Genomic DNA, 25,847 nt, shown 5'->3' with positions numbered 1-25,847 from the left:
AGCAATAACAGCATTGAGCAAGCCATAACAGCTGAAAGGAAACGTCCATGTCGACCGAAAAATCCCAGATCTCTTCCCAATCCGGCGGAGACAACGGCGCAGAGGCAGAAGAAGTCGCCGCGGGCCAGGTCAGCATCAACAGTGCCGGAACCGATGATCTTCTCGATGAGATTGACGGTTTGCTAGAAAACAACGCCGAGGAATTCGTTCGCTCTTACGTCCAAAAGGGCGGCGAATAGTCCGTGAGCGAAGCCTCCGCAGCCGTCAGCCCCGTTTTTAACCGCCGCATCATGGGCATCGAGGTCGAGTACGGGATATTCACCAGCGCCACCCCTGAGCAGCGCAAGCTGACCCCCGACGAGGTCGCCCGCGTGCTTTTCCGGCCCATCATCGATGAGTACTCTTCCTCCAACATTTTTAGCCCCAACGCCTCCCGGCTCTATCTCGACGTGGGCTCGCACCCCGAGGTTGCCACCGCCGAGTGCGATAGCCTTACTCAACTCATGAACTATGAGCGGGCCGGGGATCGCGTGATGGATGGGCTGGCTAGAAAGGCTGAGCAAGCCTTGGAGGCCGAAGGCTGTGCGCGCAGCGTTTACCTGTTTAAGAACAACGTTGATTCGGCCGGTAATTCCTATGGCTGTCACGAGAACTACCTCATCAGTAGACACATGATCCTCAAAAATCTAGGCGTGGCTCTGCTGCCCTTTATGATCACCCGCCAACTCATCTGTGGTGCCGGCATGATAGCTCCGGCCAAGGGCAATGAGCCAGCAAAGTTCCTCTTGTCCCAGCGTGCAAACCAGGTCTGGGAGGGAGTTTCTTCTGCCACCACGCGTTCGCGGCCCATCATTAATACCCGCGACGAACCGCACGGAGACTCCAAGCGCTTCCGGCGCATGCACGTCATCGTGGGTGATTCTTCCATGGCTGAGCCCACCTCGGCGTTGAAAGTGGGCTCTACCTTGCTCGTGCTCGAGATGCTTGAGGCGGGCTTCGACGTCCCGCGCTTCGCCGTCGACAAACCCATCAGCCGCATCCGGGATATTGCCCGCGACGCCACGGGCCGTACCCCGCTGCACTTGGAGGACGGTTCCACGGTCACCGCGCTCGAAGTGCAGGCGGCCTTTTGCGCACAAGCAAAACGCTGGTTGGAGCAGCGCGAAGACGCTGGCACACCCACCGCCGAGTTGCGGCGCGTAGTGGATCTGTGGGAGCGCGTCTTGGCTGCCATAGAGTCGCAAGACTTCAGCAAGGTCGACCGGGAGATTGACTGGATCATCAAACGCGGGCTGGTGGAACGCTACCGTGACAAGCTCGGCGGGGACTGGGGTCATCCCAAGCTCGCCCAAATTGACCTGACCTATCACGATATTCGCGCAGGCAGAGGCCTCTACGATATTCTTTTGCGCCGCGGCATGATCGCGCGCTGGACGCAGGATGAGGCCATTGAGCACGCCATCAATCACGCGCCAGACACCACGCGTGCGGCACTGCGAGGAAAGTTCTTGGCCGCAGCACACAGACTCAATGCCAATGTCACGGTGGATTGGACGCGCTTGAAAGTCAACCGCCCAGAGCCGCTCACGGAGGAGTTCCTCGATCCTTTCGACGCGGAGGATCCACGCTTGGATGAGCTCTTAGCTTACATGGAGAAATTTCACTCCTGAGAGCTTGGGCCTTCCTGGCGGCGCCTAGTTTTAGGAAAACTGGCCCGAAGACTTTTGATAAACACGTTGATAAGGAGCCTGCACATGGTTAAAGCGGAAGAACCCGCTTCGACACCCCGCTCTGAGGCCGTCGAACGCCTTACTAACCTGGCCTTTTCTCTCTTAGGGGCAGCAGGCTCTGGCGGCAGCCCTGACCGCAGCGCCGCCTGGATCCGCCTCAACGTCGAGGGCTATCAAGAGCGCAGCAACGAGGCCTTTGCCAAACTCATCAGCAGGGACGTGGCCACTCTGCAGCGTGCCGGCGTTCCCATTGTCCACAGCAGTGGGGAGGATGGGGTGATGTATCGCCTCAACGATGAGGACTATCAATTGCCCCCGGTGAGCTTTAGCCCCGAGGAAGCCATGGTTCTAGGTCTTGCCGGCGGAATTGGTCAGCCGGGTGGCCTGAGTGATTTCAGCCTCTCAGGCTGGACCAAGATTGCGGCCTCGGGCGCCTCCCGAGATCTCTCCGGCGCTCCGGCTTATACCGCAAACAATGACATCACTCGCGTCAGCGCGGATATAGTCACCGCCATCTTGACCGCAGTGCGCGCCGGTTTGCGCATTGTCTTTGATTATCGCCCCACCCCAGCGTCTACGCCACAGCGCCGCAGCATGGATCCCTGGGGATTAGTCAACCATTACAGCCGCGTTTACCTGGTGGGCTGGGACGTCGACAAGCAGGCCACCCGGGTGTTTAGGATCCTGCGCGTGAGCAACGTGCGCCGCTCGCGGGACTCTTCCACTCACCGCCAGCCCGCCGCCCCACTGCAGGAACTCGTCGTTAAGGCACTGCAGCGTGGGGACAGTGTCGACGCCGTCGTGCGTGTGCCAGCCGGCCGTGCGCAGGAGATCTCCCAGGCTGGTGAACAGATGGAAGGTGGCCTAGTGCGCCTGCGGGGTGTCGACCGGGACTGGCTGGTGCGCACCGCTGCCGGCTACGCACCGGAGGTCATCGTGGTAACTCCAGAGGAGATTCGTGCGGAGATAGTCGCCTTGTTGAGCGGTGAAAGCACACGCAGGCAAGGCCCAGTAACGTCTGTTTCCGCTCAGCCTGCGGAAGCGACAGACCCTGTGGAGGCATCCCCGCGGAAGAAAGGAAAGAAGTAATGGCCGCTGACGGCTCCCAGAAGTTGCAAGCCCTAGTGCGTTCTTTGAACCTCATTCCCTATTTTCGTACCCATCCGGACCAGACTCCCTTGGAAGCAGCGACTGACTTGGGAATGCGCCCGGAGGAGCTCAAGGACGCGGTGGAGCGCTTATTCTGCTCCGGCGTAGGGCGTAGGACCGAGGACTTGATCGACTTGTCCTTCAACTACCGTGACGGTGTCACCATCTACAACGACCAAGGCCTTGACAAGCCTCTGCGCCTGACTCCAACGGAGGCCGGGGCGCTGCTGCTCACCTTGGAATCGCTGGAGGCCATGCCGGGTCTGGTGGATTCGGCAGCTGTGCTCTCTGCCGCAGCCAAGCTGCGCGGGATTATGGATGAGAAGACCTCAGCCATCTACGATTCTCTGGCCGCCGCTGATCCTCGCCAGTCACAGGCCCAAGCCCTAGTGGCTCAGGGATTGAATGAGCGCAGGAAGCTGGCGTTTTACTATTGGAGCGCTTCCTCGGACGAAGAAAAGTACCGTGTGGTCGATCCTGCCCGTATTTTTATCGTGGACTCCCACACCTACCTCGCAGCGTGGGACGAGCAGGCTCACGCGCATCGACGCTTTAGGATCGACCGCATGCGAGAGATTGAGATCCTCGATGAGAAGGCTAATCCGCATCTGCGGCAGCTCGACTTCGATCCTGAGGAACCCTTTGCGATGGAACGCCCACAACACGTGCAACTAGAGATTCACCAAGAGTTCACATGGTTAGCAGATTATCACGACATCAAGCTCGGTGAGCCGGTGGGAAATGGCTACCTATCTGCCACGATGCCGGTTGGTTCCGTGGACTGGTTCCTCCGCTTCGCCTTGGGGGAGTCCGATAGATTGCGGGTTACCGGCCCGAAAAAATTGGTAGAGGCGCTCGCGGAGCGCAGAGAAAAGGCGCTCGAGGGCTATACTCGGTAGCCAGTAATCACACGTTGTATTGTGGCCGCGTTTTCGCGCCGCGTCTAAGACTCAGAAAAGGGGAACCCATGAGTTTGGGACCTTGGGAAATTGCACTTATCGTCCTCGTAGTCGTGTTGCTGTTTGGCGCACGTAAGCTGCCGGAGTTGGCACGCTCGATGGGCCGTTCCATGCGCATCTTCAAATCTGAGGTAAAGGAAATGAAGTCGGAGAACGAAGATCCCGCACAGCAGGGTCAGATCGCCGCATCGAAGCAGAGCAGCGAAGAGTTCTGGAATAGCTCCGACATGCAGCCGGGACAGACTCAGCCCGTCAAGGGCCAAGACAGCACCCAGCAGCAGCAGTAGTTTTCAGCGGCTTGCCTTTTCCTTCACCTTTCCCTGTGGGGAAGGAAAGCGAGAGGTAGGTCGCTCATTTTTTCGAAAGAACATGAAGCATGTCTGATAAGGACGGCGCGCAAAAACAGCGGGCCTCGAAACTAGGCGCCTTTAGGCGTCTGCGCTCGGCCAAGCGGCCCAAGAATCCGCTTGGAGAAATGACGCTCATCGAGCATCTCCAAGAACTGCGCCGCAGGATAGTCATCGCTCTCATCGCGATCGTCATTGGCACCACCATTGGTTTCATTTGGTACCAGCAAGCGCCTTTCGGCTTGCAGCCGCTCGGTGAGATCCTGCGTGGTCCTTATTGTGAGCTTCCTGCAGATAAACGCGCCAGTTTTACCGCAGACGGCGAATGCCGCCTGTTGGCTACCAGCCCCTTTGAGATGCTGTTGCTGCGTGTGAAGGTCGCTGCCCTCGCCGGTGCGGTGCTCTCTTCGCCCGTGTGGCTCTACCAGTTGTGGGCTTTCGTGGTGCCCGGACTGCACAAGCGTGAACGTCGAGTCACTTTCCTCGTCGTCAGCACCGCCGTTCTCCTTTTCGTTCTCGGCGCTGTCTTGGCCTACTTCATCCTCTCGGTTGGACTCGAGTTCCTCATGGGGCTCGGTGACGAATATCAGACTGCAGCGCTGACAGGTGAGAGGTATTTCTACTTCTTGCTGGCCTTGTTAGCAATCTTCGGTGTGAGCTTCGAAATCCCGCTGCTCATTGTCGCGCTCAACATGATCGGCGTGCTGGAGTATGAAACAGTCAAGGACAAGCGGCGGATCATCTTCGTCGTTATCATGATCTTCGCCGCGGCAGTCACTCCCGGCCAGGATCCTTTCTCCATGTTTGTGCTTGCGGCTTCCCTCGAACTTCTTGTTGAGCTGGCCTTCCAGTTCTGCCGGATCAATGACAAGCGCCGTGATAACACACGTCCGGAGTGGATGGACCTCGACGATGAGACGGCTTCCCCCTTGGATGAGGGCCCCGGCGCAGTAGGAAAGCCCACTCCCGTTTCCGCGCCTGCCTCGACTAGTTCCGCACTGGCATCTGCAACAGGGGCCGCACGAGGGTCAACAACCCAGCCCACAAACGCGGCCTCCTCAGTTGCGACTGCTCCCACAGGCTCTGTTGCGTCTCACAGTGACAAGGCAAGTCATTCTGAAGAGGAAGAAAAGAAGTCTGACGGCGGCGCGCAAGGTCCTGCCGCCGGCTACTTCGACGATGTTCTCTAGGGAAGGTACCCTGATTCACTATGAGTCAGACACTGCTGGGAGAGTTCTCCGCAACACTTCCTTACCCCCTCGATGACTTCCAGGAGCAAGGCTGCCGCGTAGTCGAAGACGGCCATGGAGTGTTGGTATGCGCCCCCACTGGCGCTGGAAAAACCGTGGTGGGGGAGTTTGCCATCTTCGTCGCCCTCGCTCGCGGCACAAAGTGCTTTTATACCACTCCTATTAAGGCGCTGAGCAACCAGAAGTACCATGACCTCGTTGCCGTCCACGGCGAAGACGCCATCGGCCTGCTTACTGGGGACGTCTCCATTAACCCGGGCGCGGAGATCGTGGTCATGACCACGGAAGTTCTGCGCAACATGATCTACGCCGAGTCCGCCGCTTTGGATAGGCTCAGCCACGTCGTGATGGATGAGATCCACTTCTTGGCTGATGCCTCGCGCGGCGCGGTGTGGGAGGAAGTAATCCTCAACCTTGACGAACACGTCTCCATCATTGGGCTGTCCGCCACGGTTTCAAACTCCGAGGAATTCGGAGACTGGCTCAGCACCGTGCGCGGAGACACCGCCGTCATTGTTTCCGAGCACCGCCCTGTCCCGTTGGATCAGTGGATGATGCTGGGCAAGAAGATCTTCCCTTTGTTTGAGCCGAGGACCCAAGGCCAAGTCAATGGCGAGTTGGTTCGCCGCATCCAGCGCCTAGAGTCTGGTACTGCGGATGAAGGGCGTTCGGAGTACAGCTCCCGCAAGAGCTTTCGGGCACGGGCGCGGCACAAGGGTGGCTCCGGCGATGGGGAAGGATCATCGCGGGCAGGCCGCTCTGGCGCCCCGCGCGCTCAAGATCGCTACCGTCCCCTCGGGCGGCCGGAGGTGCTGCGTAGCCTGCAGGAGCTCAACATGCTCCCTGCTATTACCTTCATCTTTTCCCGCGCTGGCTGCGATGGTGCCTTGCATCAGTGCCTGCGCAGCCGCATGCACCTGACCTCGCCTGAAGAATCGGAGCGAATCAAGTCCATCATCGATGCTGGGGTCGAGGGCATCCCGGAAGAGGATCTGCAGGTGCTGGATTTCAAGCGCTGGCGCGAGGCCCTCTCGCGCGGTTTTGCCGCGCACCACGCAGGTATGCTTCCCGCCTTTCGACACATCGTGGAGGAGCTTTTTGTCAAGGGGCTGGTGCGAGCAGTCTTCGCCACGGAAACCCTGGCGCTGGGCATAAATATGCCAGCGCGCACCGTGGTGCTCGAAAAGCTCGTTAAGTTCAACGGCGAGGCCCATGTTGATCTCACGCCGGGTCAATACACCCAGCTCACCGGGCGGGCGGGCCGGCGCGGCATTGATACGATGGGCAACGCTGTAGTCCAATGGGCACCGGCAATGGACCCACGGCAAGTAGCAGGCTTGGCCTCAACCCGAACTTATCCACTTATCTCTACGTTCCAGCCCGGCTATAACATGGCCGTCAATCTCCTGGGAATGCTCGGCTTCGAGGATTCGCTGCGCCTACTCGAGAAGTCTTTCGCGCAGTTCCAAGCGGATGACTCCGTGGTGGAGGAGACGCGGGAAATAGAACGCGCCGAGCACCGCGTACGCGAGCTGCGCGCACAATTGAGCGAGCTCATTGAGTCTCTAGCGCCGCCTACCCTCGATGAGTCCGATCCAGTCGATGTCATCGTGGATTATGTGCGCCTTCGCCGCGAGTTGAGCGATGAAGAGAAATCTTCAAAATCTACCTCGGATACGCAGCGCAAGCAGGAGGTGGCCGCAGTCTTGTCTCGCCTCCAGGTCGGGGATGTCATCGCTATGGCTGGCCGCAAGAATCCTGTCCTGGCTGTGGTTATCACTCCGGCCAATCAGAGTGCGGATCCTCGCCCTTGGGTCACCACAGAGCAGGGCTGGTCAGGGCGTATCGACGCCGCCGGTATTGACAATCCGCCCATCCACGTCGGCCACATGAAGTTGCCGCGACCCGTGCAAAAGAATCCGCGGCGCAATACTAAGTTCGTGGAGGATTCCTTCCGCCGCAATCATTATGATCGTCCGCATAAGATGCGGCGGACTCCACGCCAGCGCCCCTCGCACCGCGTCGATGAGTTGCGGCGAGCCATCCGCAGCCACCCGGCTCATGGATGGCCGGCAACGGACCGCGAGCAGTTGGCGCGCCTCGTGCAGAAACTGCTGCGGCGGGAGCGCGATCTGGCAAGGCTCAATTCGACGGTTAAGCGCGCTACTGACACGCTGGCCTCCACCTTCGAGCGCATCGTTGGTCTACTCTCAGAGATGGACTATGTGGTCTTTGAAGGCTTTGGGGATGAACGCGTTCCCGTCATCACCGAGGAAGGCGAGCGGCTCGCGCAGATCCACAACGAGTCAGATCTCCTCGTGGCTCAATGCCTCAAACGCGGCATCTGGAACGATCTTGACCCAGCTGAACTCGCGGGGGTGGCTTCTCTGTGCTCTTTTGAGAACCGTAAAGCCACTGGTGGCGAGCCGCAGGCTGCCACGGAAGCCATGGGCGTGGCCATGGAGGCAACGTGGCGCATCTACACCGAGCTCATCTCGGACGAGAAGCGCCATAGCTTACCCATAACCCGGGAGCCGGAGCCGGGTTTTGCCCTGGCTATCCACCAGTGGGCGGCCGGTGCTCCGTTGGGATATTGCCTTGCAGCCGCTGCAGAATCCGGTGCGGAGCTTACTCCAGGTGACTTCGTGCGCTGGTGCAGGCAGGTTGTCGATCTACTCCAGCAGGTGGCGAAGACCGGATATGAACCTGATATCCGCAGTAATGCGCGCCGCGCTATCGATGCCATCCAACGCGGGGTCGTGGCCATAGGAGCTTAAGAAGGCAGCGAAGGAGCCAAGCGCGACTGAGCTTGCAGAGTTTGCAGAGTTTACCGAGCTCGCTGCCCTCGCTTAGCTCGCGCTCACGTCCCCAGTCCCCAACGCCGCTATGGCACGGCTAATTGCGCCGCGGTGACTGCCTAATAGGGAAGTGGTAGCCAAGGGAGTTTGCACACCCGCAGGATCCAGTACGAGGGACTGGGTGGCGAGCACCTCGCCGGCGCCAAAGATTGGGCCTCCGGAATCTCCTTTGATTGCCCCAGGGCGGTTAAATACCAGCCCGGCCGGGGCGACAAGCGTAGAGAGGTTGCGTGAAAGGCTCAGAGGGAGGGTGATAAGCGCCCGCCCCGGCTTTTCACTCGCGGTGGTGCGCCTTCCGCCGTAGCCGTAGGTGACAATGCGCTTCATCCACACCGCCCCGCGCCGGGTGACTGGTGGCAGGGCCCGCGCTGGGGCGGGGGAGTCAAGCTTGGCGACGGCGATATCAGTGCCACGGATCCTCCTCACCGCACTCACTGTGTGCCTAAATCCCGGCCCCGTGACTGTGATGGCAGGAACAGGATTGGCGGGAAGGCCTCGAAAGAAATGCGCACAGGTCAGCACGAAGGCGGTGGGCTTTTCTGAGTGGGCGCCAAGGTCTGCGGCAATGAGCACTCCTGAACAATAGCTAGTCGGCGCAGTTAGCCGGACCGTGGCGCGCCTCGCATCCTCCGGGAGCATCTGTCTTAGGTTCACATTACATACCCTAGCTGCACTCTCTGGCCAGTGTCCCTGCACCCGAGGCCGCGTAAGCGGCACGGGTAGCATGTCTGGCATGACTTTTACTCCGACAAGTTTCGCTCCCTCTGTTTATCTTGAACGCCTACATAAGGCTCAGAGCATTGTGGCGAGCACGGGGATCGATCTGCTCATCGTCGGCACCGGAGCGGACTTTGCGTACCTAACGGGCTCGTGGATGTCTTCCCACGAGCGCCTCACAGCGCTTGTGATCCCGGCTCAAGGTGACTGTCGCGTCGTGGCCCCGCAGACGGACTACCAGGATCTTTTTTCCTCTCCGCTGGGGGAGATGGGCGTGGAGATCCGCGGTTGGAAAGACGGAGAGGACCCTTATAGCATTGCCTTGGAAGGCGTGGAAGCACCCAAGCGGGTAGCCCTCGGTTCCTCTTTGACGGCCGACCACGTTCTGCGTTTCCAACAACTGCTCAGCCACGCGGAGTTCAGCCTGGCCACCTATGCCTTGGCGGAGCTGTTCATGAGCAAGGACGCTGCCGAGATCGCCGAGCTGAGCAAGGCGGGCGCAGCCATCGATGCGGTCCATGACGCCGTGCCACAGCTTTTGCAGGCAGGTCTAACGGAGGCACAGGTAGCCGCACAGCTGCACGAGAAAATCCTGCGTGAGCACGCTGAGGTGGACTTTGTCATCGTCGGCTCTGGGCCGAATGGAGCAAACCCCCACCACAGCTTCTCCGATCGCGTTATGGAGCACGGGGACCCGGTGGTCGTCGATATCGGCGGAACGCTGCCTTCTGGCTATCATTCCGATTGCACGCGCACATATATCGTCGGCGGTGACCTTGATGCCGCGCCTGCCGGCTTCACCCAGGCCTATGATGTCCTCCTCAAAGCCCAAGCCGCCGGCCGTGCACAGGCAATTGCTGGTTCCACCGCCTCCGAGGTCGATGAGGTAACACGCCGCATCATCAGTGACGCAGGATTTGGGGAGTATTTTGTTCACCGCACTGGCCACGGCATTGGGCTTTCCACGCATGAGGAGCCTTTCATTATGCGCGGCAACGAGGTAGTTTTGCAGCCTGGCATGGCCTTTTCCATCGAACCGGGAATCTATATGCCCGGCCAGTGGGGCATGCGTTTGGAGGACATCGTTGTGGTCGGTGACGCCGAGTGCATTTGCTTGAACGACGGCCCACGGGAGCTGCGTTAAGTGGCCGGCATACTCATCCTGGGAGGCCGCAGCGACATCGGTGGCGAGATTGCCACACGGCTAGCGCCTGGAAATGACGTTGTCCTTGCTGCGCGTGGCGCACACGGCATGGAGGATCTCGTCCATGCGCTGTCAACAACGGCGGCCAGTGTCCACATCATTGATTTCGATGCTTGCAACCAAGCCGAACACCGGCAGGTATTCGAACGCGCCCGTTCACTCGCCGGTGACATCAACGTCGCCGTCGTTGCCTTTGGGATTCTCGGCGACCAGACCCGGGCCGAGGAGGACGAGGCGCACGCCTACGACATCGCGGTCGTGGATTATGCTGCGCAAGTATCGATGCTCACAGTGCTGGCCTCGCAGATGCGCAGCGGTTATATCGTGGCCTTTTCTTCGATAGCCGGTTGGCGAGCGCGGCGCGCCAACTACGTGTACGGCTCTACCAAGGCTGGCCTGGACGCCTTCTGCCAAGGCTTGGCCGATAGGTTGCATGCGGGACCCCTGGCTTTGCTGACCGCTCGCCCCGGCTTCGTCATCGGTTCAATGACCAAGGGCATGAAGCCGGCTCCGCTTTCAGTGACCCCAGCCGACGTGGCCATGGCCGTCGTCGAAGCAATGGATAAATCGGTGATCGATGCGCACGGGCAGGGGACTGACGCAGTGCAGGACTCCGTCTGCCTGCCCCGACTGCGCAGCCGCACGCTGTGGATTCCTTCCTCCTTGCGAATCCTCGCATGGATTATGCGCTGCGTTCCGCGTCCCTTGTGGCGGCACATGCCCCGCTAGCGAGCTTGCCCATGAAAGAAAGCCCCTAGAAGGACAGCTCCGGCGAGTTGATATCGAAGGTGAAACCGCGCGGCGCCAGTACTTTCACTATGACCTCGGCATCGCCTTCCGGGAGGTCGTGAAAGAGCAACCCTCGCCACGGGGTGATGCTGATATCGACCTCCAACCGCCCTAGGAGCGCCGCTATCTCGGCGGAGAGAAGCCCATCGGCTAAGCCTGCGCCGAGGCTGACACGAGCTGGATCATCTTTGTCAGGCAGCCATCCGATAGGCAAGTGCTCGGCTTCGGGAGTGATGAGTTCTACCGTCTTGGCACTGTCTGTCTCAGGTGCAGATGCTTCCCTAGCTATCGCGGCTTCGATAAGCGCTGCGAGCTCATCAATAGCCACCACATTGCCAGTCGGCGCTGCGTCCTCGATGACCTCGTAGCCTGGTCCACGCCAAATGGCCCCGAGTGCGGGACGCTGCGCCATTACGTCACCAGCTCCGCCATCTATGCCCACGAGTAGGCCTGGAAGTAGCGCGCGAGAATCTGTCTCAGCGCTCGTATGCTGTGCTAGGGCGCGGGCCGCATCCCTGGCAGGCGAAGACAACGGGGAAGCCAATAGCGGTGTCGGCGCGCTACCTATAGGATGATCCCGCAAGAAATTCGGCACGTCGGGTGGGTGTGAAATGCCGTGTACCTGCGCCGCGGAACCGGGCAACAGGTGGATGGCGCCGTCACCCAATTGCTGCGCCATCTCTGCCAAGTTCTGCCAATCGTGCCCAGTCATCGCGCCTCCCGCAGGGTGAAATCGCACGGAATCGGCGTAATCATTGTTTATCAGCCCGGTGCGGCTGTTGAACATCAAGGGTAAAGCCATGCGGCTAGTCTAGCCGTGCACGATCCTCCAATTGTGCTTCCTTACTCTTCGCGCCTCGCATCAAATTCACAGCCGTTCTGGGTAGGGTAGGGACATGCCGTTTTTAGTCTTCTTTGTTTATATCTTCCTCGAAACACTTGCCTTCTGGGCCGCGTCGAAGTGGATCGGCCTGGGGTGGGCACTGCTTGCACTATTCGTGTGCATGTTCTTCGGAATGTCCATCGCAGGCTTCGAGGTCCGCCGCCTGATGAGCCACCAGGTAGTCAAGGGCGAAGACGGCGTCTACTACATGGACAGCAGCCAAGCGGGAAAGACCGCGGGCAACGTGGGCCTAACCCTGTTGGGTGGATTCTTGCTCTCCATGCCGGGATTCGTATCGACGGGACTGGGCATCTTGCTGATTCTCCCGCCTACCCGCGCGTTTGTCCGTACCATCGCCGCTGCGTCTTTGTACCGAAAAATTGAGAATGTCGGGGCGCGCATGTACGAGGCATCCCCGATGCACAATAACCACGCCAGCTATGGCAGCTTTGGCACACCGCCCACCGCCGCGGCAGGGAGCGCCCACCCCAGCATGGGAGGCATGGGCTCCGGCGCAGAAGTCATCGAGGAGGAGGAAATCCACCGCTGGTCCGAGCAGGTATCACCGGAGGATTTCACCTCCCCTGGAGGCACCGAAGGCACCAAACGTACAGACCACCCCGACGATTCTGAGGGACCGTCTGATTCACCCCGCGGCGGTAAATAAGTGCTTATATCCCTTGGCCGCTTGGCGCTAGCTTTAGCGTCAGGCGGCATCACCTTTGTCTCAGTCAAGCCCCTGGGCTGGTGGCCGGCAGGAATAGTCGGCATTGCCCTCTTATACGTCAGCTTCATGCCTTGGCGCGGGCGTACCATTCCTACGTGGTACGGTGCCGTCTTCGCCTTCGCGCACGGCTTTGTCCTCTACCTATGCACGCTACCGTGGATAGGCGAGCTCGTCGGCCAGTTTCCCTACATCGCGTTGGCGTTCTGGTTGTCGTTGTATTCCCTGCTCTTAGGCATAGGAGGGGTAGCGATCTCCAGGTGGCGCTGGGGCTTCCTTGTTTTCCCTTTCTTTTATGTGGCGGTGGAGCTCTTGCGCTCTTCGGTGCCCTTTGGCGGGTTTTCCTGGGTACGCCTGGCGTGGGGCCAAATCGATGGCCCCTTGGCCTATCTCGCGCCTTGGGGAGGCCCGGCGCTCATTACCTTTGCCACGGTGGCCTGCGCAATGGGTCTTGTGGGAACCTTCGCAGCCAACAGCTGGCGCCTGCGGGGAGCTGGCCTTGCGGCCGTAGTTCTTCCGCTGGTCGCCGGGCTGCTGGCGGAGGGAGGCGTCAATAATCCCGCCAAGACAGAACGTGAGGTAACGGTAGCGGCCATTCAGGGTAACGTGCCGCGCACTGGACTGGATTTCGAGGGACAGCGCCGCGCAGTGTTGAGTAACCACGTCATGGAAACCCAACGCGCCGCGCGCGAGGGGGCACAAGTCGATCTCGTGCTGTGGCCGGAGAACTCTTCCGATGTCAATCCTTTCCAGGACGCGCAGGCCCGCACGCTAGTCGACGCCGCTGCAAACGCCATTAAGGCCCCAATTCTGGTGGGCACGCTCACGGAAGACGCTGTGGGAGAGCGCAACACCATGCAGGTGTTCTACCCCGATTCCCGCGTTGGCGAGCACCACTACAAGAAGTACCTGCAGCCTTTCGGGGAAACCATGCCCATGAGGGACTTCTTCCGGCATTTTTCTTCCTATGTGGACTACGCAGGGGACTTCAAACCAGGTGACGGGCCGGGAGTAGTCGACATGGCGGGAATCGCGGTGGGCGTTGCTACCTGCTACGAGGTCTCCTTCGATGAGGCGTTCCGTTCCTCGGTTCGCCACGGTGCGGGGATCCTAGTCTCGCCCACCAACAATGCCACCTTTGGCTACTCCGATATGACCTATCAGCAGCTGGCGATGAGCCGGTTGCGCGCGCTGGAGACGGATAGGGCAGTGGTGGTGGCCGCCACCTCAGGTGTCTCGGCTATAGTTCAACCGGACGGTTCTGTGAGCCAACAGACCGAGATTTTTGAGCCCGATCACCTCATAGCCACCCTTCCCGTGCGGGAGGGAGAGACTTTTGCTGTGCGTTTTGGTTCGCTCCTGCAATGGCTCATGGCTATCATTGGAATCGTCTGCGCAGTCATTGCGCTGCGTTACAACCGGCTGCCGCGCGCGCCGCGCAAGTCAAAGAAAACGATTGAGGAGCTTAGTACGCCGTGAGCACTATTACATCTTCCACCTTGGTGATCATTCCCACCTACAACGAGATTGAGAACCTCCCTCTCATTACCGGTCGAGTCCTCGAGGCAACCCCGGACGTCCACATCTTGATCGTCGATGATAATTCTCCCGATGGGACCGGCGATCTGGCTGATAAGTACGCTGAGAGCAACGATCATATTCACGTCCTGCACCGTGAGGGCAAGGGCGGGCTGCTCGGGGCCTATATCGCTGGCTTCAAGTGGGGCCTTGAGCGTGACTATGAGGTGCTGTGTGAAATGGACGCTGATGGTTCGCACGCCCCTGAGCAGCTGCACTTGCTCCTCGAGCAGATCGACAAAGGCGCCGATCTGGTTATTGGCTCGCGTTATGTGCCGGGCGGGGAGACCGTCAACTGGCCGGCTTCGCGCGAGTACCTCTCGCGTCTGGGTAACCTCTACATCTCTTTCGCGCTTGGTGCCGGCCTGTCCGATATGACCGCCGGATACCGCGCATTCCGCCGTAGCTTGCTCGAGTCCATCGACTTCGATGAGCTCTCCAAGGCCGGCTACATCTTCCAGGTAGATCTCGCGTTCCGCGCGGTCAAGGAGGGCTTCGACGTGCGCGAAGTACCCATCACCTTCACCGAACGCGAATTTGGTGAGTCCAAGCTGGACGGCTCGTTTGTCAAAGACTCCCTCGTCGAGGTCTCGAAGTGGGGCTTGGCTCACCGTGCCGAGCAAGCCAAGGAGCTTGCCAGCGAAGTATCGCGCATGGCCTCCCATGAGCTCAAAGATGGCAAGCTGCAAGAGGGCAAGAAGGCCGTCTCCGTTGCGAGCAACAATATGAAAGACTTCCTTGGCGAGGTATCGCGCATGGCTCGCCACGAGTGGGACTCTTTCAAGACTAAGTAGTTCCTTGACTACCCATCAAAAAGTGCCTAACTCGGCCGCCACCAGCGGCGTGAGTTAGGCACTTCTTCTTGTGCGTGCTGACTCTATAAGAGTCAGTCACAGAGACTTACTTATTAGCCTCTTGCTGCTCCTTGAGCAGGCGAGCTGCCGAACGGCGACGCGACTTGAGGTGATCCATGCGCTCCTGGAGCAAAGACTCCAGTTCTTCCATAGAACGGCGCTCACGCAGCATATCCCAGTGGGTACGCGGTGGCTTGGCGGGCTTGGACTCTACGCCTTCCCCCTCCATGAGGGTGCCCAGCTGTCCGTTTTTGCACATCCATTCCTCAGGAATTTCTGCATCATCCGCAAAAGGAACCTCAAAGACATCGCCCGCCTCGGTCCGGTACTTAACCATTTGCCGCGGCGCAAGATCGTGGTCGCGGTCGGTTTCGTAGCTGACGGCACCCATTCGGCTGCCACGGAGTACGCGATCTGCCATGCAACATCATCCTTTTCAAAATCCCTGTGCTGGGCGCTAATTTAACGCCCAAAGAACAATAAGTATAACGGACTGGTAGGTAAGTTTGTTCCCACGGTCGCCTAAATGGGCTAAGGTGTTTGGGGTGATCCGTACCGTACGTCGTGACCAGCACAGGGGATCTTGTCAATGGTGTGGGAAAGAGCTGCCTCCTAACGGGCGGGGTCGACCACGCAAGTTCTGCAGCGCCTCGTGCAAGCAACGTGCCTATGAGCAGCGCAATAACGTTTCTGGCACCTCGATTCCCGCAGACGCGGTCATCTTGTCGCCACAGCGTGCAAATGCTCTAAGGGATGGCCTATTTGAGCTTCGTTGCTCCGCAGAAGACGTTGCAACGGCCTCCAAAGAGGGTGCCGCAAGTGAAGAACTAACACAGTTGTGCGCCGAGCTTGTAGTATTAGCACGCGAACTAGAGGAATTAAGATAGGAAACAATGAACAAGGTTCTTGGTAACCGCAAGCTCGTCATCAGCGTGTTTGTGGTGCTTATCGCTCTGGCCAGCGCGGTGGCGCTCGGGCCGGTTTTTTATTCACTTTTCATGGGCAAGGGCGTCAAGACCGAGCCTATCGATACTTCCCGGCTGAAGGCAGCATCAACTGATCTCAACGGCGATTGGAAGGTTGTCAAGGGCGATCCCCGCAATCATTCCTCCGTGGGCTTTACTTTTGACGAGGTCCTTCCGGCTGAACGTACGAGGACCTCGGGTTCTACAACTGCCGTAACAGGCCAGGCCAGCATCGACGGGGGAGTATTGGAGTCCGGTTCCATTACCGTGGACATGACTCAGCTGGGTACGGATAAGAAGGTCCGTGACCAGAACATGAAGTCTAAGCTCTTCATCACCGAGAAGTACCCGGAGTCTAGCTTTAACATCACTCAGCCTGCGGATCTTTCCGCGGTGCCGGATGACGGCTCGGTGGCCAAAGTCAAGCTCACTGGTGACCTGCAAATCAAGGATGCGAAGCGTCCCGTCACGCAGGATTTCGACGTCGTGCGCGACGGGGACCTCATCTTGCTGGGCGGCACCATTCCCGTCAACCGCCTAGATTATGACATCCAAACCCCTGACATGATCGCCGCCAAGATTGCGGAGAATGGCGAAGTCAATATCCGTATCGCACTGGCCAAGCAATAGGCCGTTTGCTTTAGACTTGGTCTAGTACTGAGCATCTAGCATTGAGCCCTCACAGTTGGCTCCGTGGCCGAGTATCGAAACAAGGTGGTGAAAATGTCCTCGCGACACATCATTCCGGCACTGTGGTTTAGGCTCGTGGTCTTACTCGGGTTTATCATCTTCGTCGGCTTCCAATCCATGTGGATAGTCTTGTCCGTTGCCGTCGCGTTGGTGGGGCTTACAGCGTGGCAACTTTTACGGGCTTATCGCAGCTAAGTATCACGTCTCAGCGGCTAAGCCATATCACCCTTATAAAGTCACAGTTACTTTAATAGGGGCCATAACCGCACCTAGGCGGGGAGCGTCTCCAATAGTTCGAGGGCCGACAAGCGGCCGGGGCACGCCCGGGCTACACCCCAGCATGAGAACACTCCCAACGTAACGCCGCCAAGCACATGCCTCGCGGCACACGGGCGGTGCCTTAAGATAGCACGGTCGCACGGACACACGGACACACAGCCGCACATTAAAGAAGCCCAGTGCGATCCGCGGCAGTAAAAGCGCAACGGTAACCTTCAGGGCGCGTTTATCGTCCAGGTTAAGCGGCCAAGCGTCAGGGAAAACAGCCGTCGGTCCAGAAGGTGCACAGTACCTACAACAGCACAGAGCCCGCACATAGCGCTTCATCGCTATCCATTATTGTCCGATAATGTACATTATGTCATTTAGGGCTTGTGTCGCCCTCCCCATCTGGTTGTGTTCTGTCAAACTTTACCAACCGCACCCCCTCCAAGCGCCGATGTAGCTACCGCACCAGACGGCATCGACAAGCGCGTGCTTTGATGAATCCGCCTGGCAGGCGCCAGTGATCGGCGATGGACAGCAAACGCCGAAGCCGACACCATACGACACCATAAATGCATGGAATGCGTAGAGCGCTCTTCGCCGCGGACACCCTTCACACGATGTCTCACAATGTACTCGCACCCAGCACCATGCGACTTGTCACTGTCTCATTGAATGGACTTGACATTTCATTATATGGACACCTATCGTCCATAAGGTAGTTATAATCTCTCTCAGTTGACAGGATCACCACATGTCCATCGCCACCACGGAGCAGTCCGAGCAGCCAGCGGCTGGTTCAACTGCACATTTAAGTAAACGGGACCGCCGTCGCATAGCTTTTGCCTCGACCATTGGCACCACGATCGAGTTCTATGACTTCTACATCTATGCCACCGCGGCCGTCGCGGTCTTCCCCTTCCTCTTCTTTCCAAAGACCGAGGACCCGACCTTAGCTTTGCTTCAGTCCTTTGCCACCTTCGGCCTCGCCTTCGTGGCACGTCCGGTGGGCTCCATCCTCTTCGGCCACTTCGGTGACCGCATTGGACGCAAGGCAACATTGGTTGGCGCGCTGTTGACCATGGGTATTGCAACGTTCGTCATCGGCTGTCTTCCCACCTACGCGAATATCGGCATTGTGGCTCCCGCACTGCTAGCTCTGATGCGCTTCTGCCAGGGCCTAGGCTTGGGCGGAGAATGGTCCGGAGCCGCTCTGCTGGCCTCCGAGACCGCTGAGAAGGGCAAGCGCGCTTATGCCGCCATGTGGCCGCAATTCGGTGCACCCTTCGGCTTCTTGATTGCTAACGGCTTCTTCCTGACCTTGGTTGCCACAATGGACTACACGCGCGGCGATGTCACCGGTCCATTCATGGAGTGGGGCTGGCGCCTGCCGTTCCTGGGTTCTGCTGTCATGGTCTTGGTCGGCCTCTACGTCCGTCTCCAGCTGGAAGAGACTCCCATTTTCCGCCACGCTGTCGATACCGGCAAGAAGGCCAAGCGCCCAGTTGCTGAGGCCTTTAAGACCGCTACCAAGCCCATGATTGTCGGCACCTTCGTCATGGTTTCGTGCTACACCCTGTTTTACCTGGTTACCACCTGGATCCTGTCCTATGGCATCGGGGATCCGAGCAAGGGTCTGGGCCTGGGTATTCACTACATCGAGTTCCTTGAAATCCAGTTGATCTCTATCTTCGCCTTCATGGTCGGCATCCCCTGTGCCTCCATCTTGGCTGATAGGCGTGGACGCAAGCCTGTCCTCATAGCCACTTCCTTCATCATGATCGCCTTTGGCTTTACCTTCCCATTCTTCTTGAGCATCGACAGCGCTACCACCGCCTCGGTTCTGGCCTTCCTCGTCATTGGCATGTTCATCATGGGCCTCATCTTTGGCCCAATGTCTGCGGTCCTGCCTGAACTCTTCCCCACCAACGTCCGCTATACCGGTTCGGGCATTTCCTACAATGTCTCCTCCATCTTGGGCGCGGCCATCGCTCCCTTCATTGCTACGTGGCTGGTGGCCAACGCGGGTATCGCGTGGGTTGGCTACTACCTGATCATCGTTTCAGTCATCACGCTGATCGCCGTCCTGTGCATGAAAGAGCTGTCCAAGGTTGACCTCAACCAGGTCTAAACCCGTGCTGGCAGTCCCCTAGCCTGCTGCAGCTCCCCGCCTCCCCTAGAGATCACGTCGGTCCCCGGCGGCTGCGCTACCTATTGGTGGTGCAGTCGCCGGGGACCTTTGATCGAGCGCTTTTAAGAGTGCGAGATTTGCCCGACTTAACGCAGACCTCTGCCGAGAATTCTCTCGGAGTGAAGGGCTAGTTGCTAATGCTGTAGTGCGACTGCTGATGCGGCAGGTAGTTCTCCAGACACACGTTGGTGACGTTGCCACCGTTTAAGGCAATCATGAGACGGTCGAGCTTAAACTCCCACTCGGGGCCAATGGTGCCGGCCAAATTGCAGCAGGACTCGACATTGTGGTGGAACTCGAGGAAGGATCCGCCATGTCCATCGGAAGATATAAAGACGCGAATCTCACGCTGAATGCCCTGGCCGTAATCGGAGAGAATATGCAGGAAGCTGGGTGCGGTGCACTCGACAACGGTGATCTCAATAGAGTCCTCCTTGTCCCAGGAGTGCAACTCATAAACGTGCTCTCGGTCAGCTACTTTGAGCAGGTTTCCGCACCAGAGTTCTAAGTCGCGGAGGTCAGTGATGTAATCCCAGACAACGCGCGGAGACTGCGGGAAGTCGCGAACGATGACAATCTGGCGTCCAGCGTCGGTATCGACGATGTCGCCGGTGGGTTCGAAGGCTTCTTCCTCGTACTCTAGGTCCCTTTCAAGGCCCTTAGTCTGCTTGGTCATTGCGCAGACGTTACTACCCACTATGCGAATTTATGCAATCGCGAGGAATGCTCCCCACCCTACTTCTGGGCTGGAGAGCATTCTTGGCGCAATATCCCCTGCTTAAGCGGCTGAAACTGGCTGCTTCACACGCTGGGGTGCAGGTGTCTTCTCGAGGGGGCGGCGCCGCGAGATAGCGGCGTAGATAGCGCCGGTAATGTTGGCCCACACCGCGGCAACGACTCCGGGCAAGGCAGCCTCTGGGGTGAAGAACTGCAAGGCCAACGCGGACGCCAGACCGGAGTTCTGCGTGGCAATCTCAATAGCCGCCGTGCGTGCAACGGCTTCACGCTGCCGGGTGATTTTGGCCAGATAATAACCGCAGACATAGCCCACAAAGTTCTGGATGGCCACACCGATGAAGACGACGAAACCAACGATCATGAGTGCCTCCTGGGACTTGGAGACCACCGCCATTACCACTGCACCCACGCCGAAGATAGCCACCCACGGCAAGACCGGAAGCACGAAATCAACGGCCTTGGTGGCCACTGAACGCAGCACTAGTCCCAAGATAACCGGTACGAGCACCGTCTGGACAAGCGACCAGACCATACCAGCACCATCGACCGCTGTGGTCTGCCCCGCTAGAGTCAACATCAAGAAGGGGGTCATGAGGGGCGAGACAAGGGTGGAAACGGAGGTCATCGCCACCGATAGCGCGACATCTCCTTTAGCAAGATAGGTCATGACGTTGGAAGCAGTTCCGCTGGGCACGGAGCCGAGCAGGATGAGTCCAACGGTCACGGCCTCGTTGAAACCAAAGGCCTTTGAAATCAACAGCGCACTCACCGGCATAACAATGTACTGACAGACCACGGCTAGGGCGATGGGGATAGGGCGCTTGGCCACCAAGGCCATGTCTGGCAGCGTCAGGGTCAGCCCCATCGAGAACATGATGACCATGAGCAATTGATTGGTGTAGTTGCTCAAAGGAGTAAAGGTATCCGGTGCCAGGAATGCCACCACCGCGCAGAGTACGATAACGAGCGGGAAGATGAATACCGCAAACTTTTCAGATCTGCCCTCCTGCGGTTCGTTGGCGCTGCTTGCCGTGTCTTCTGCGCTTTGCATGCTTTGCGTGCTGGCAGCGACAGTGTTGGTTTCTTGCGAAGAGGACATGAGCCTCTCACCCCCGTGACTTAGGTTTACTGAGGAATATGTGGAATTCGGCAGTGGCCTTGTTGCCCGGTTCGCGGGTCAAAAAGCGTGCAGGAGCCGCTCCAGGTCTGGGCGCCGATTCGCCGGATCGCGGCGGCACAGTGCCTATCGTGTCTACCGGTTCTGTCGGTATCTATCACTCTGGAGTTGTTAATGGGTTTCGCAGAGACTATCACACGTCCCATGCCCTAGGAACTTCTTTTCGTGCACTGGGACACGGGTGTCGTAGTTCTGTGACTCTATGCAGTAATATCCGACAAATCTCCCCTGCTTGAGACACTGATTAGGGTTGACTTACTATCCATCGACAGTTAAGCGGCGTTAGATTTGAGCCATGAAAAAGCTGTTAAGCCCCAATCCGGCCAAGATCTCCCGCCCGGCGGGCTCAACCGCCCAAGCCGACGCGGTGCCCTCAAAGTTCACCAATGGCTCCCCCCTCAATCTCATCAAAGATATGGAGGAAATCGTCGGCAAAGACAATGTGCACGGCAGACTGACGGATCTCGTCCGCTTTTCTTCCGATGCTGGTCCCTATCGCGCCATTCCGCAGATTGTCGTGGCGGCACGCAGCGCCAATGACCTCGCCCGTCTGATGAAGTACTGCCGCGAAAACGGCCGCCACATGACTTTCCGTGCGGCGGGTACTTCCCTAAATGGACAGGCCATGTCGGACGATATTCTCGTCGATGTCAAGACACACTTTAGCGGCATGGAAGTCCGTGAAGGCGGGAAGAAGCTCTGGTCGCGCCCTGGCGTTATCCTCGGCGATGCCCAGGCCATCTTAGGCCGAGACGGTTTCATGCTCGGCCCGGATCCGGGATCAACCTCCGTGTGCACCATCGGCGGCGTCCTCGCAGATAACTCCGGCGGCATGCGCTGCTCGCTCGAGCGCGATAGCTACCACTGCGTCGATGAGCTAGTCTTCGTGCTGCCTTCCGGGACCGTCGTCGATACTACGCAGGGTGACGCGGCCTTTCGAGGCCAGGAGCCGGAGCTCCACGCCCAGTTGCTAGAGTTCCGGGATCGCCTGCGCGCCGATACCGAGTTGGTGGAGTTCCTGCGCAAGAAGTTCTCCATCCGCAATACCAATGGTCTGCGCCTCGACGCCTTTTTGGACGAGGAGGAGCCCGTACATATTCTCAAGCGCCTTTTAGTCGGCTCGGAGGGCATCTTCGGTGCCATCACTGAATCCGTTATCAAGACTGTGGCCTTGCCACGCGTCAAGGCAACCACTTGGGTCGAACTGCCCAACCTGCGTGACGCCGCCAGCTTTGTCCACCCCATCGTCGAGGCCGGAGCCGAGGCCTGCGAATTGCTCGTTGCCTCCGTCATGCGGCGCTCCAGCGAGCACTACTCCCACGCCCCGCAGTCCTGGAGCACGCTGGACGACGACACGGCGGCGCTGCTGGTGGAAATGGGCGGAACCGACGAAGCCGACCTCGAGGCCGCCATCGAACGCCTGAAAGAGGTGCTCAAGGATGCGCCGCTGCTGCGCCCTTTGGAGTTCGAGACCTCGGACGAGGGCATGCGCGGGGCCTGGGAGCTTCGCAATGGTCTCTATGGTTTGCTGGGCGCCGATCGCCCCAACGGCACCTCCTACCTCACCGAGGACGTCTGCTTCCCACCTTCAGACATTGGCAATGCGGCCGCGGATCTCCTCGACCTGCAGGCCAAGTACAGCTACCCGGAGTCCGTCATGGGCCACGCCGCCTTTGGCAACCTGCACTTCTTCCTCACCCCGCGATTCGACGTCGAGTCCGAGCGTGAAGCCTACGCCGAATTCTTAGACGAGCTGGCAGAACTCGTCATCGACAAGTACCACGGTTCGATGAAGGCCGAGCACGGCACGGGAGTCAACATGGCGCCCTTCCTCAAACAGGAATGGGGTGAGAAGGCCTGGGAGCTGATGTGGGAACTCAAGGACATGATCGACCCGGAGGGGATTTTGGCGCCCAACGTCAAGCTCAGCCGTGACAGCGACATTCACCTCAAGAACCTCAAGTCCTTCCCTAAGGTCGAAGATGCCATCAATCCCTGCGTGGAGTGTGGCTTCTGTGAGCCGGTGTGCCCCTCGCGGCACGCCACCGTCACCCCGCGTCAGCGTATCGTGCTGCGCCGCGAAATGGCCCGCCAGCCCGAGGGCTCGGAAGTACTGGCCAAGCTGCAGGAAGAGTATCAGTACGACGCCGTCGATATGTGCGCCGCTGACGGTACGTGCTCTATCCCCTGCCCGATTAGCATCGACACCGGCTCGGTGATGAAGCAGCTGCGCCACCAGCAGGCCACCCCGGCAGCCGAAAAGATCGCACTGACCACAGCAGAAAAATGGAATGTCGTGGAAAAGCTTGCGCGCGCCGGCGTCATCTCTGCGAACAAAGTAGGCAATAAGCCGCTGGAAATCGGCGCCAACCTAGCGCGCAACGTGATTAGCCCCGACCTTCTCCCCACGGTGCCAGGCCCGCTCCCCAAGGGGGCTTCCCGCCTACCGCAGACTCCTCGCGAGGGCGCGGGCGCGGTCTACTTCCCTGCTTGCATCAACCGTATCTTTGGACGCCCTGCGGGCTCTGCGGCCGACACCGTCGATCTCCCCCGGGCCGTCGTCGAGCTCGGACGCCGCTCCGGTCAACCCGTGTGGATTCCGGAAGACGTCGTGGGCGATTGCTGCGGCACCCCCTGGTCATCCAAGGGCTACGCCGAGGGCTTTGCCTACCAAGCTCGCAAGATCATCCGCGATCTGTGGGAGTGGTCCGACCACGGTGAGCTACCCATCATCGTCGATGCAGCCAGCTGTACCCACGGCTTGCTCGACAACGTGCCGCACGTCCTCGAGGGTGAGGACGAGGAAAAGTGGAGGAAGCTGCGCATTCTCGACGTCGTGGAATGGCTGCGCGACGAGGTTGTAGAGCACCTGCCCATCGTCCACGGCATGGGCAAGATTGCGGTTCACCCGACGTGTTCCACCCATCACATGGGCATCAGTGATGACCTCGTTGCTCTGGCAGATCTCTGCGGCGAGGCCAAAGTCCCAGCCGGTGCCATGTGCTGTGGCACCGCCGGTGACCGCGCGCTGCTGCACCCGGAGCTCGTGGAATCCGCGACCCGCGAGGAGCGCGCATCCCTGTCGGCGGAGTACTTCGACGCCTATGTCTCAGATAACCGCACCTGCGAGATGGGCCTGGAGATGATCGCCGGGCGCAGCTACGATTCCATCGCCGTGCTCCTTGAGCGCGCTTCGCGTCCCGTGGTCACCCCTTAATTTCGGTCTCGATCTTCGGATCGAGCACCGACTTAAACGTCCAACCTAGCGCCGCCCACCGCGGTGGCGCCGGGTGGCGCCGAAGACCACCGAATCGAGCATACCCAGCTCAAAGAGCGCCTCACGCAGCGCGAATTGCAGCGCCCATAGACGCCGAAACACGCGGTCGAAACCGGCCGCCGCCGCCTCTCTCCTATGCCCCTCAAAGAAGGAGCGCTGCTGCCGCAGCGACTCCAGGTAGTGCGATCCCAGGTGCGTCTGCGAGGTGATGCGCAGGCCGGAGTGCCTGTCGAAGAGCTTGTGTACGTCCTCGGTTTCTCCGAAGTCGAGGCCCGGCCAGATATATGCGCGTAGAACCTGCAAGGCGGATCGAGCCGGCGCGGTCAGCGCCGCGGTGGCGACAGTGGATTGCACCACTGCGCGCCCCTCATAGCCCAAAAGGCGATCGAGGCCCGCCACATAGGCTTTGCGCTGGCGCGGGGACAGCGCTTCGAGCTTTTCGACGCTGATTATCGCGTCATAGTGTCCACGCCACTGGGCGGGGCCTGGGACTGGGGTGTCTATGGTCTCCACATGGACGGCGTCTTGCGCCCCTTCTAAGACGAGGAGCTCTTGCAGGGCCGCGCGCTGGTCGACGTCGCTCGTAAGCACGTCAACCGTTGCTCTGCGTGAGGTGGCACGAATTGCCGCCTGCAAGCCTGCGGCAGGATAGACAAGCAGGTGAGTGCCTGGCTGGGTGCGAGAGAGATCCAAGAGCCAATCTGCCGCCCGCCTCTGGGCATCGCCCAAGTCATCGCGGTCAACGGCTTCAGGCACGCTAAACTGTGTGACGTCAACATAGTGGGTCTTCGGCTCGCGACTGCCTATCCTGTGCCGATAGTTCTCAACGCTCTCCCGTACCGTTGTTGGAACTCCTGAGGCATAGATCCCCCCGGATTGGCTCAGCCCGTCGCCTGCGGAGAAAGAAACCAAGTCCAGCGGCAATTCCCCCGTGGAGGAATCAGTTACCGGGATAGTGCGTGTGCGCGGCGCATAGTGAACCTCCAGCAAGGCGCGGAGAACTTTGACCAACCGGGTGGAGTCCGGAGTCTTCCACTCCCCGGCCATGTAGGACTCCGCCAGGCCCAGCCACCCAGAATCCGCGAGCCTGAAAAACAGGGCATCATGTTCGATGATGAGGTCCGGCCCGGCTGGAGCGTTGCTATGCGGATCAAGGTCCAATCCCGCAGCAAAACAAGCTTTGGCAAACTCGGCTTCGGCGAGGCGCACCCGCGCCTTGGTGAACCTGCCGGAGGGGACGGTAGCAACGTTGGGCCACGCCTGCGCGTCGATCGATTCGAGGTGGGAAAAAGGGTGAGCAGACAAGAACTCGCAGCTCCTTTAATAGACGTGTGCCGTCCTGCTGTGTGCATGACAACAAAAGCTGCACGAGACAGCAACTAACTATCACCCCAATATTAGTATCCCCGCAGTGACAAAACGGACAGGCATGCCGGTGAAGATCCAGTTAAACGGGGATAAAGTATGCATGTCCTATATCAAAGGACTATGCTATGGCGGTAC

The 25,847-nt window shown here is 59.2% G+C and carries 23 protein-coding genes; 17 read left to right on the top strand and 6 right to left on the bottom strand.

What is annotated here, in order from left to right:
- The first annotated feature begins 47 nt into the window (after positions 1-47).
- The 7 genes from B2696_RS02295 (at position 48) to B2696_RS02265 (ending at position 8,212) form a co-directional block, all read left to right on the top strand.
- Positions 48-239, top strand: a complete 192-nt coding sequence (locus tag B2696_RS02295; RefSeq protein ID WP_075729805.1) for a ubiquitin-like protein Pup — start codon at positions 48-50, stop codon at positions 237-239.
- A gap of 51 nt (positions 240-290) precedes the next feature.
- On the top strand, positions 291-1,670 hold the full coding sequence (pafA, locus tag B2696_RS02290) for a Pup--protein ligase (protein ID WP_286953763.1): 1,380 nt from the start codon (positions 291-293) through the stop codon (positions 1,668-1,670).
- An 84-nt stretch (positions 1,671-1,754) separates the two neighbouring features.
- A complete protein-coding gene (locus tag B2696_RS02285) occupies positions 1,755-2,819 on the top strand; it encodes a helix-turn-helix transcriptional regulator (protein WP_286953732.1) in 1,065 nt (354 codons plus the stop codon).
- Positions 2,819-3,778, top strand: coding sequence for a helix-turn-helix transcriptional regulator (locus B2696_RS02280; protein ID WP_286953731.1), 960 nt, complete (start codon positions 2,819-2,821; stop codon positions 3,776-3,778). The genes B2696_RS02285 and B2696_RS02280 overlap by 1 nt, the downstream gene beginning before the upstream one ends.
- 68 nt (positions 3,779-3,846) lie before the next feature.
- A complete protein-coding gene (gene tatA / locus B2696_RS02275; protein WP_075729802.1) occupies positions 3,847-4,125 on the top strand; it encodes a Sec-independent protein translocase subunit TatA in 279 nt (92 codons plus the stop codon).
- 188 nt (positions 4,126-4,313) lie between these two features.
- Entirely contained in the window at positions 4,314-5,375 is a 1,062-nt protein-coding gene (tatC, locus tag B2696_RS02270; RefSeq protein WP_276622168.1) for a twin-arginine translocase subunit TatC, read from the top strand.
- 20 nt (positions 5,376-5,395) lie between these two features.
- Positions 5,396-8,212 carry a DEAD/DEAH box helicase gene (locus B2696_RS02265; protein ID WP_286953730.1) on the top strand — a complete coding sequence of 939 codons (2,817 nt, stop codon included), beginning with the start codon at positions 5,396-5,398 and terminating at the stop codon, positions 8,210-8,212.
- A 72-nt stretch (positions 8,213-8,284) separates the two neighbouring features.
- Here the strand turns inward: B2696_RS02265 and B2696_RS02260 are convergent, their stop codons facing one another.
- Positions 8,285-8,947, bottom strand: a complete 663-nt coding sequence (locus B2696_RS02260; RefSeq protein ID WP_286953729.1) for a S1 family peptidase — start codon at positions 8,945-8,947, stop codon at positions 8,285-8,287.
- A gap of 79 nt (positions 8,948-9,026) precedes the next feature.
- Between B2696_RS02260 and B2696_RS02255 the strand changes: the two genes are divergently transcribed.
- Together B2696_RS02255 and B2696_RS02250 are read left to right on the top strand one after the other, a co-directional pair.
- Positions 9,027-10,154: a M24 family metallopeptidase gene (locus B2696_RS02255; RefSeq protein ID WP_286953728.1), complete on the top strand. Its 1,128-nt coding sequence runs from the start codon at positions 9,027-9,029 to the stop codon at positions 10,152-10,154.
- The gene (locus B2696_RS02250; protein WP_286953727.1) at positions 10,155-10,943 is read left to right on the top strand and encodes an SDR family oxidoreductase; all 789 of its coding nucleotides are present in this window, start codon (positions 10,155-10,157) and stop codon (positions 10,941-10,943) included.
- Between the two features lie 25 nt (positions 10,944-10,968).
- On the opposite strand, the gene B2696_RS02245 is transcribed toward B2696_RS02250, so the two are convergent.
- Complete coding sequence (locus B2696_RS02245; RefSeq protein WP_286953726.1) at positions 10,969-11,805, bottom strand: cobalamin biosynthesis protein; 837 nt, start codon at positions 11,803-11,805, stop codon at positions 10,969-10,971.
- 94 nt (positions 11,806-11,899) lie between these two features.
- Between B2696_RS02245 and B2696_RS02240 the strand changes: the two genes are divergently transcribed.
- Genes B2696_RS02240 through B2696_RS02230 form a run of 3 tightly spaced genes read left to right on the top strand, consistent with a single transcriptional unit; the run spans position 11,900 to position 14,982 of the window.
- The gene (locus B2696_RS02240; RefSeq protein WP_286953724.1) at positions 11,900-12,553 is read left to right on the top strand and encodes an FxsA family protein; all 654 of its coding nucleotides are present in this window, start codon (positions 11,900-11,902) and stop codon (positions 12,551-12,553) included.
- Positions 12,554-14,089: an apolipoprotein N-acyltransferase gene (gene lnt / locus B2696_RS02235; RefSeq protein WP_286953723.1), complete on the top strand. Its 1,536-nt coding sequence runs from the start codon at positions 12,554-12,556 to the stop codon at positions 14,087-14,089. It begins immediately after the preceding gene.
- Positions 14,086-14,982 carry a polyprenol monophosphomannose synthase gene (locus tag B2696_RS02230; protein WP_276622094.1) on the top strand — a complete coding sequence of 299 codons (897 nt, stop codon included), beginning with the start codon at positions 14,086-14,088 and terminating at the stop codon, positions 14,980-14,982. The genes lnt and B2696_RS02230 overlap by 4 nt, the downstream gene beginning before the upstream one ends.
- A gap of 106 nt (positions 14,983-15,088) precedes the next feature.
- On the opposite strand, the gene B2696_RS02225 is transcribed toward B2696_RS02230, so the two are convergent.
- Positions 15,089-15,463, bottom strand: coding sequence for an RNA polymerase-binding protein RbpA (locus B2696_RS02225; RefSeq protein WP_276622096.1), 375 nt, complete (start codon positions 15,461-15,463; stop codon positions 15,089-15,091).
- Between the two features lie 127 nt (positions 15,464-15,590).
- Here B2696_RS02225 and B2696_RS02220 point away from each other — a divergent pair, with 127 nt between their 5' ends.
- The 4 genes from B2696_RS02220 (at position 15,591) to B2696_RS02205 (ending at position 19,092) form a co-directional block, all read left to right on the top strand.
- Positions 15,591-15,929 carry a hypothetical protein gene (locus tag B2696_RS02220; protein ID WP_075731110.1) on the top strand — a complete coding sequence of 113 codons (339 nt, stop codon included), beginning with the start codon at positions 15,591-15,593 and terminating at the stop codon, positions 15,927-15,929.
- A 6-nt stretch (positions 15,930-15,935) separates the two neighbouring features.
- Positions 15,936-16,637: a YceI family protein gene (locus B2696_RS02215; RefSeq protein WP_075729795.1), complete on the top strand. Its 702-nt coding sequence runs from the start codon at positions 15,936-15,938 to the stop codon at positions 16,635-16,637.
- A 93-nt stretch (positions 16,638-16,730) separates the two neighbouring features.
- Entirely contained in the window at positions 16,731-16,892 is a 162-nt protein-coding gene (locus B2696_RS02210) for a hypothetical protein (RefSeq protein ID WP_170216818.1), read from the top strand.
- An 823-nt stretch (positions 16,893-17,715) separates the two neighbouring features.
- Positions 17,716-19,092 (top strand): MFS transporter, encoded by a 1,377-nt coding sequence (locus tag B2696_RS02205; protein ID WP_286953722.1) that lies wholly within the window; start codon positions 17,716-17,718, stop codon positions 19,090-19,092.
- Positions 19,093-19,279: 187 nt separating this feature from the next.
- Here B2696_RS02205 and B2696_RS02200 read toward each other — a convergent pair whose 3' ends face one another.
- Positions 19,280-19,828, bottom strand: coding sequence for a toxin-antitoxin system toxin subunit (locus B2696_RS02200; RefSeq protein ID WP_286953720.1), 549 nt, complete (start codon positions 19,826-19,828; stop codon positions 19,280-19,282).
- A gap of 102 nt (positions 19,829-19,930) precedes the next feature.
- The gene (locus tag B2696_RS02195; RefSeq protein WP_312714643.1) at positions 19,931-20,941 is read right to left on the bottom strand and encodes a bile acid:sodium symporter family protein; all 1,011 of its coding nucleotides are present in this window, start codon (positions 20,939-20,941) and stop codon (positions 19,931-19,933) included.
- Between the two features lie 421 nt (positions 20,942-21,362).
- On the opposite strand from B2696_RS02195, the gene B2696_RS02190 reads away from it, so the two are divergent.
- Positions 21,363-24,284, top strand: a complete 2,922-nt coding sequence (locus tag B2696_RS02190) for an FAD-binding and (Fe-S)-binding domain-containing protein (protein WP_286953718.1) — start codon at positions 21,363-21,365, stop codon at positions 24,282-24,284.
- Positions 24,285-24,329: 45 nt separating this feature from the next.
- On the opposite strand, the gene B2696_RS02185 is transcribed toward B2696_RS02190, so the two are convergent.
- Positions 24,330-25,649 carry a class I SAM-dependent methyltransferase gene (locus B2696_RS02185; protein ID WP_286953716.1) on the bottom strand — a complete coding sequence of 440 codons (1,320 nt, stop codon included), beginning with the start codon at positions 25,647-25,649 and terminating at the stop codon, positions 24,330-24,332.
- Positions 25,650-25,847: the final 198 nt, after the last annotated feature.

The sequence above is a fragment of the Corynebacterium sp. UBA4397 genome (genome assembly GCF_002390965.1).
GTDB classification, from domain to species: domain Bacteria; phylum Actinomycetota; class Actinomycetes; order Mycobacteriales; family Mycobacteriaceae; genus Corynebacterium; species Corynebacterium flavescens.
This window is presented reverse-complemented; position numbering and strand designations above follow the sequence as displayed.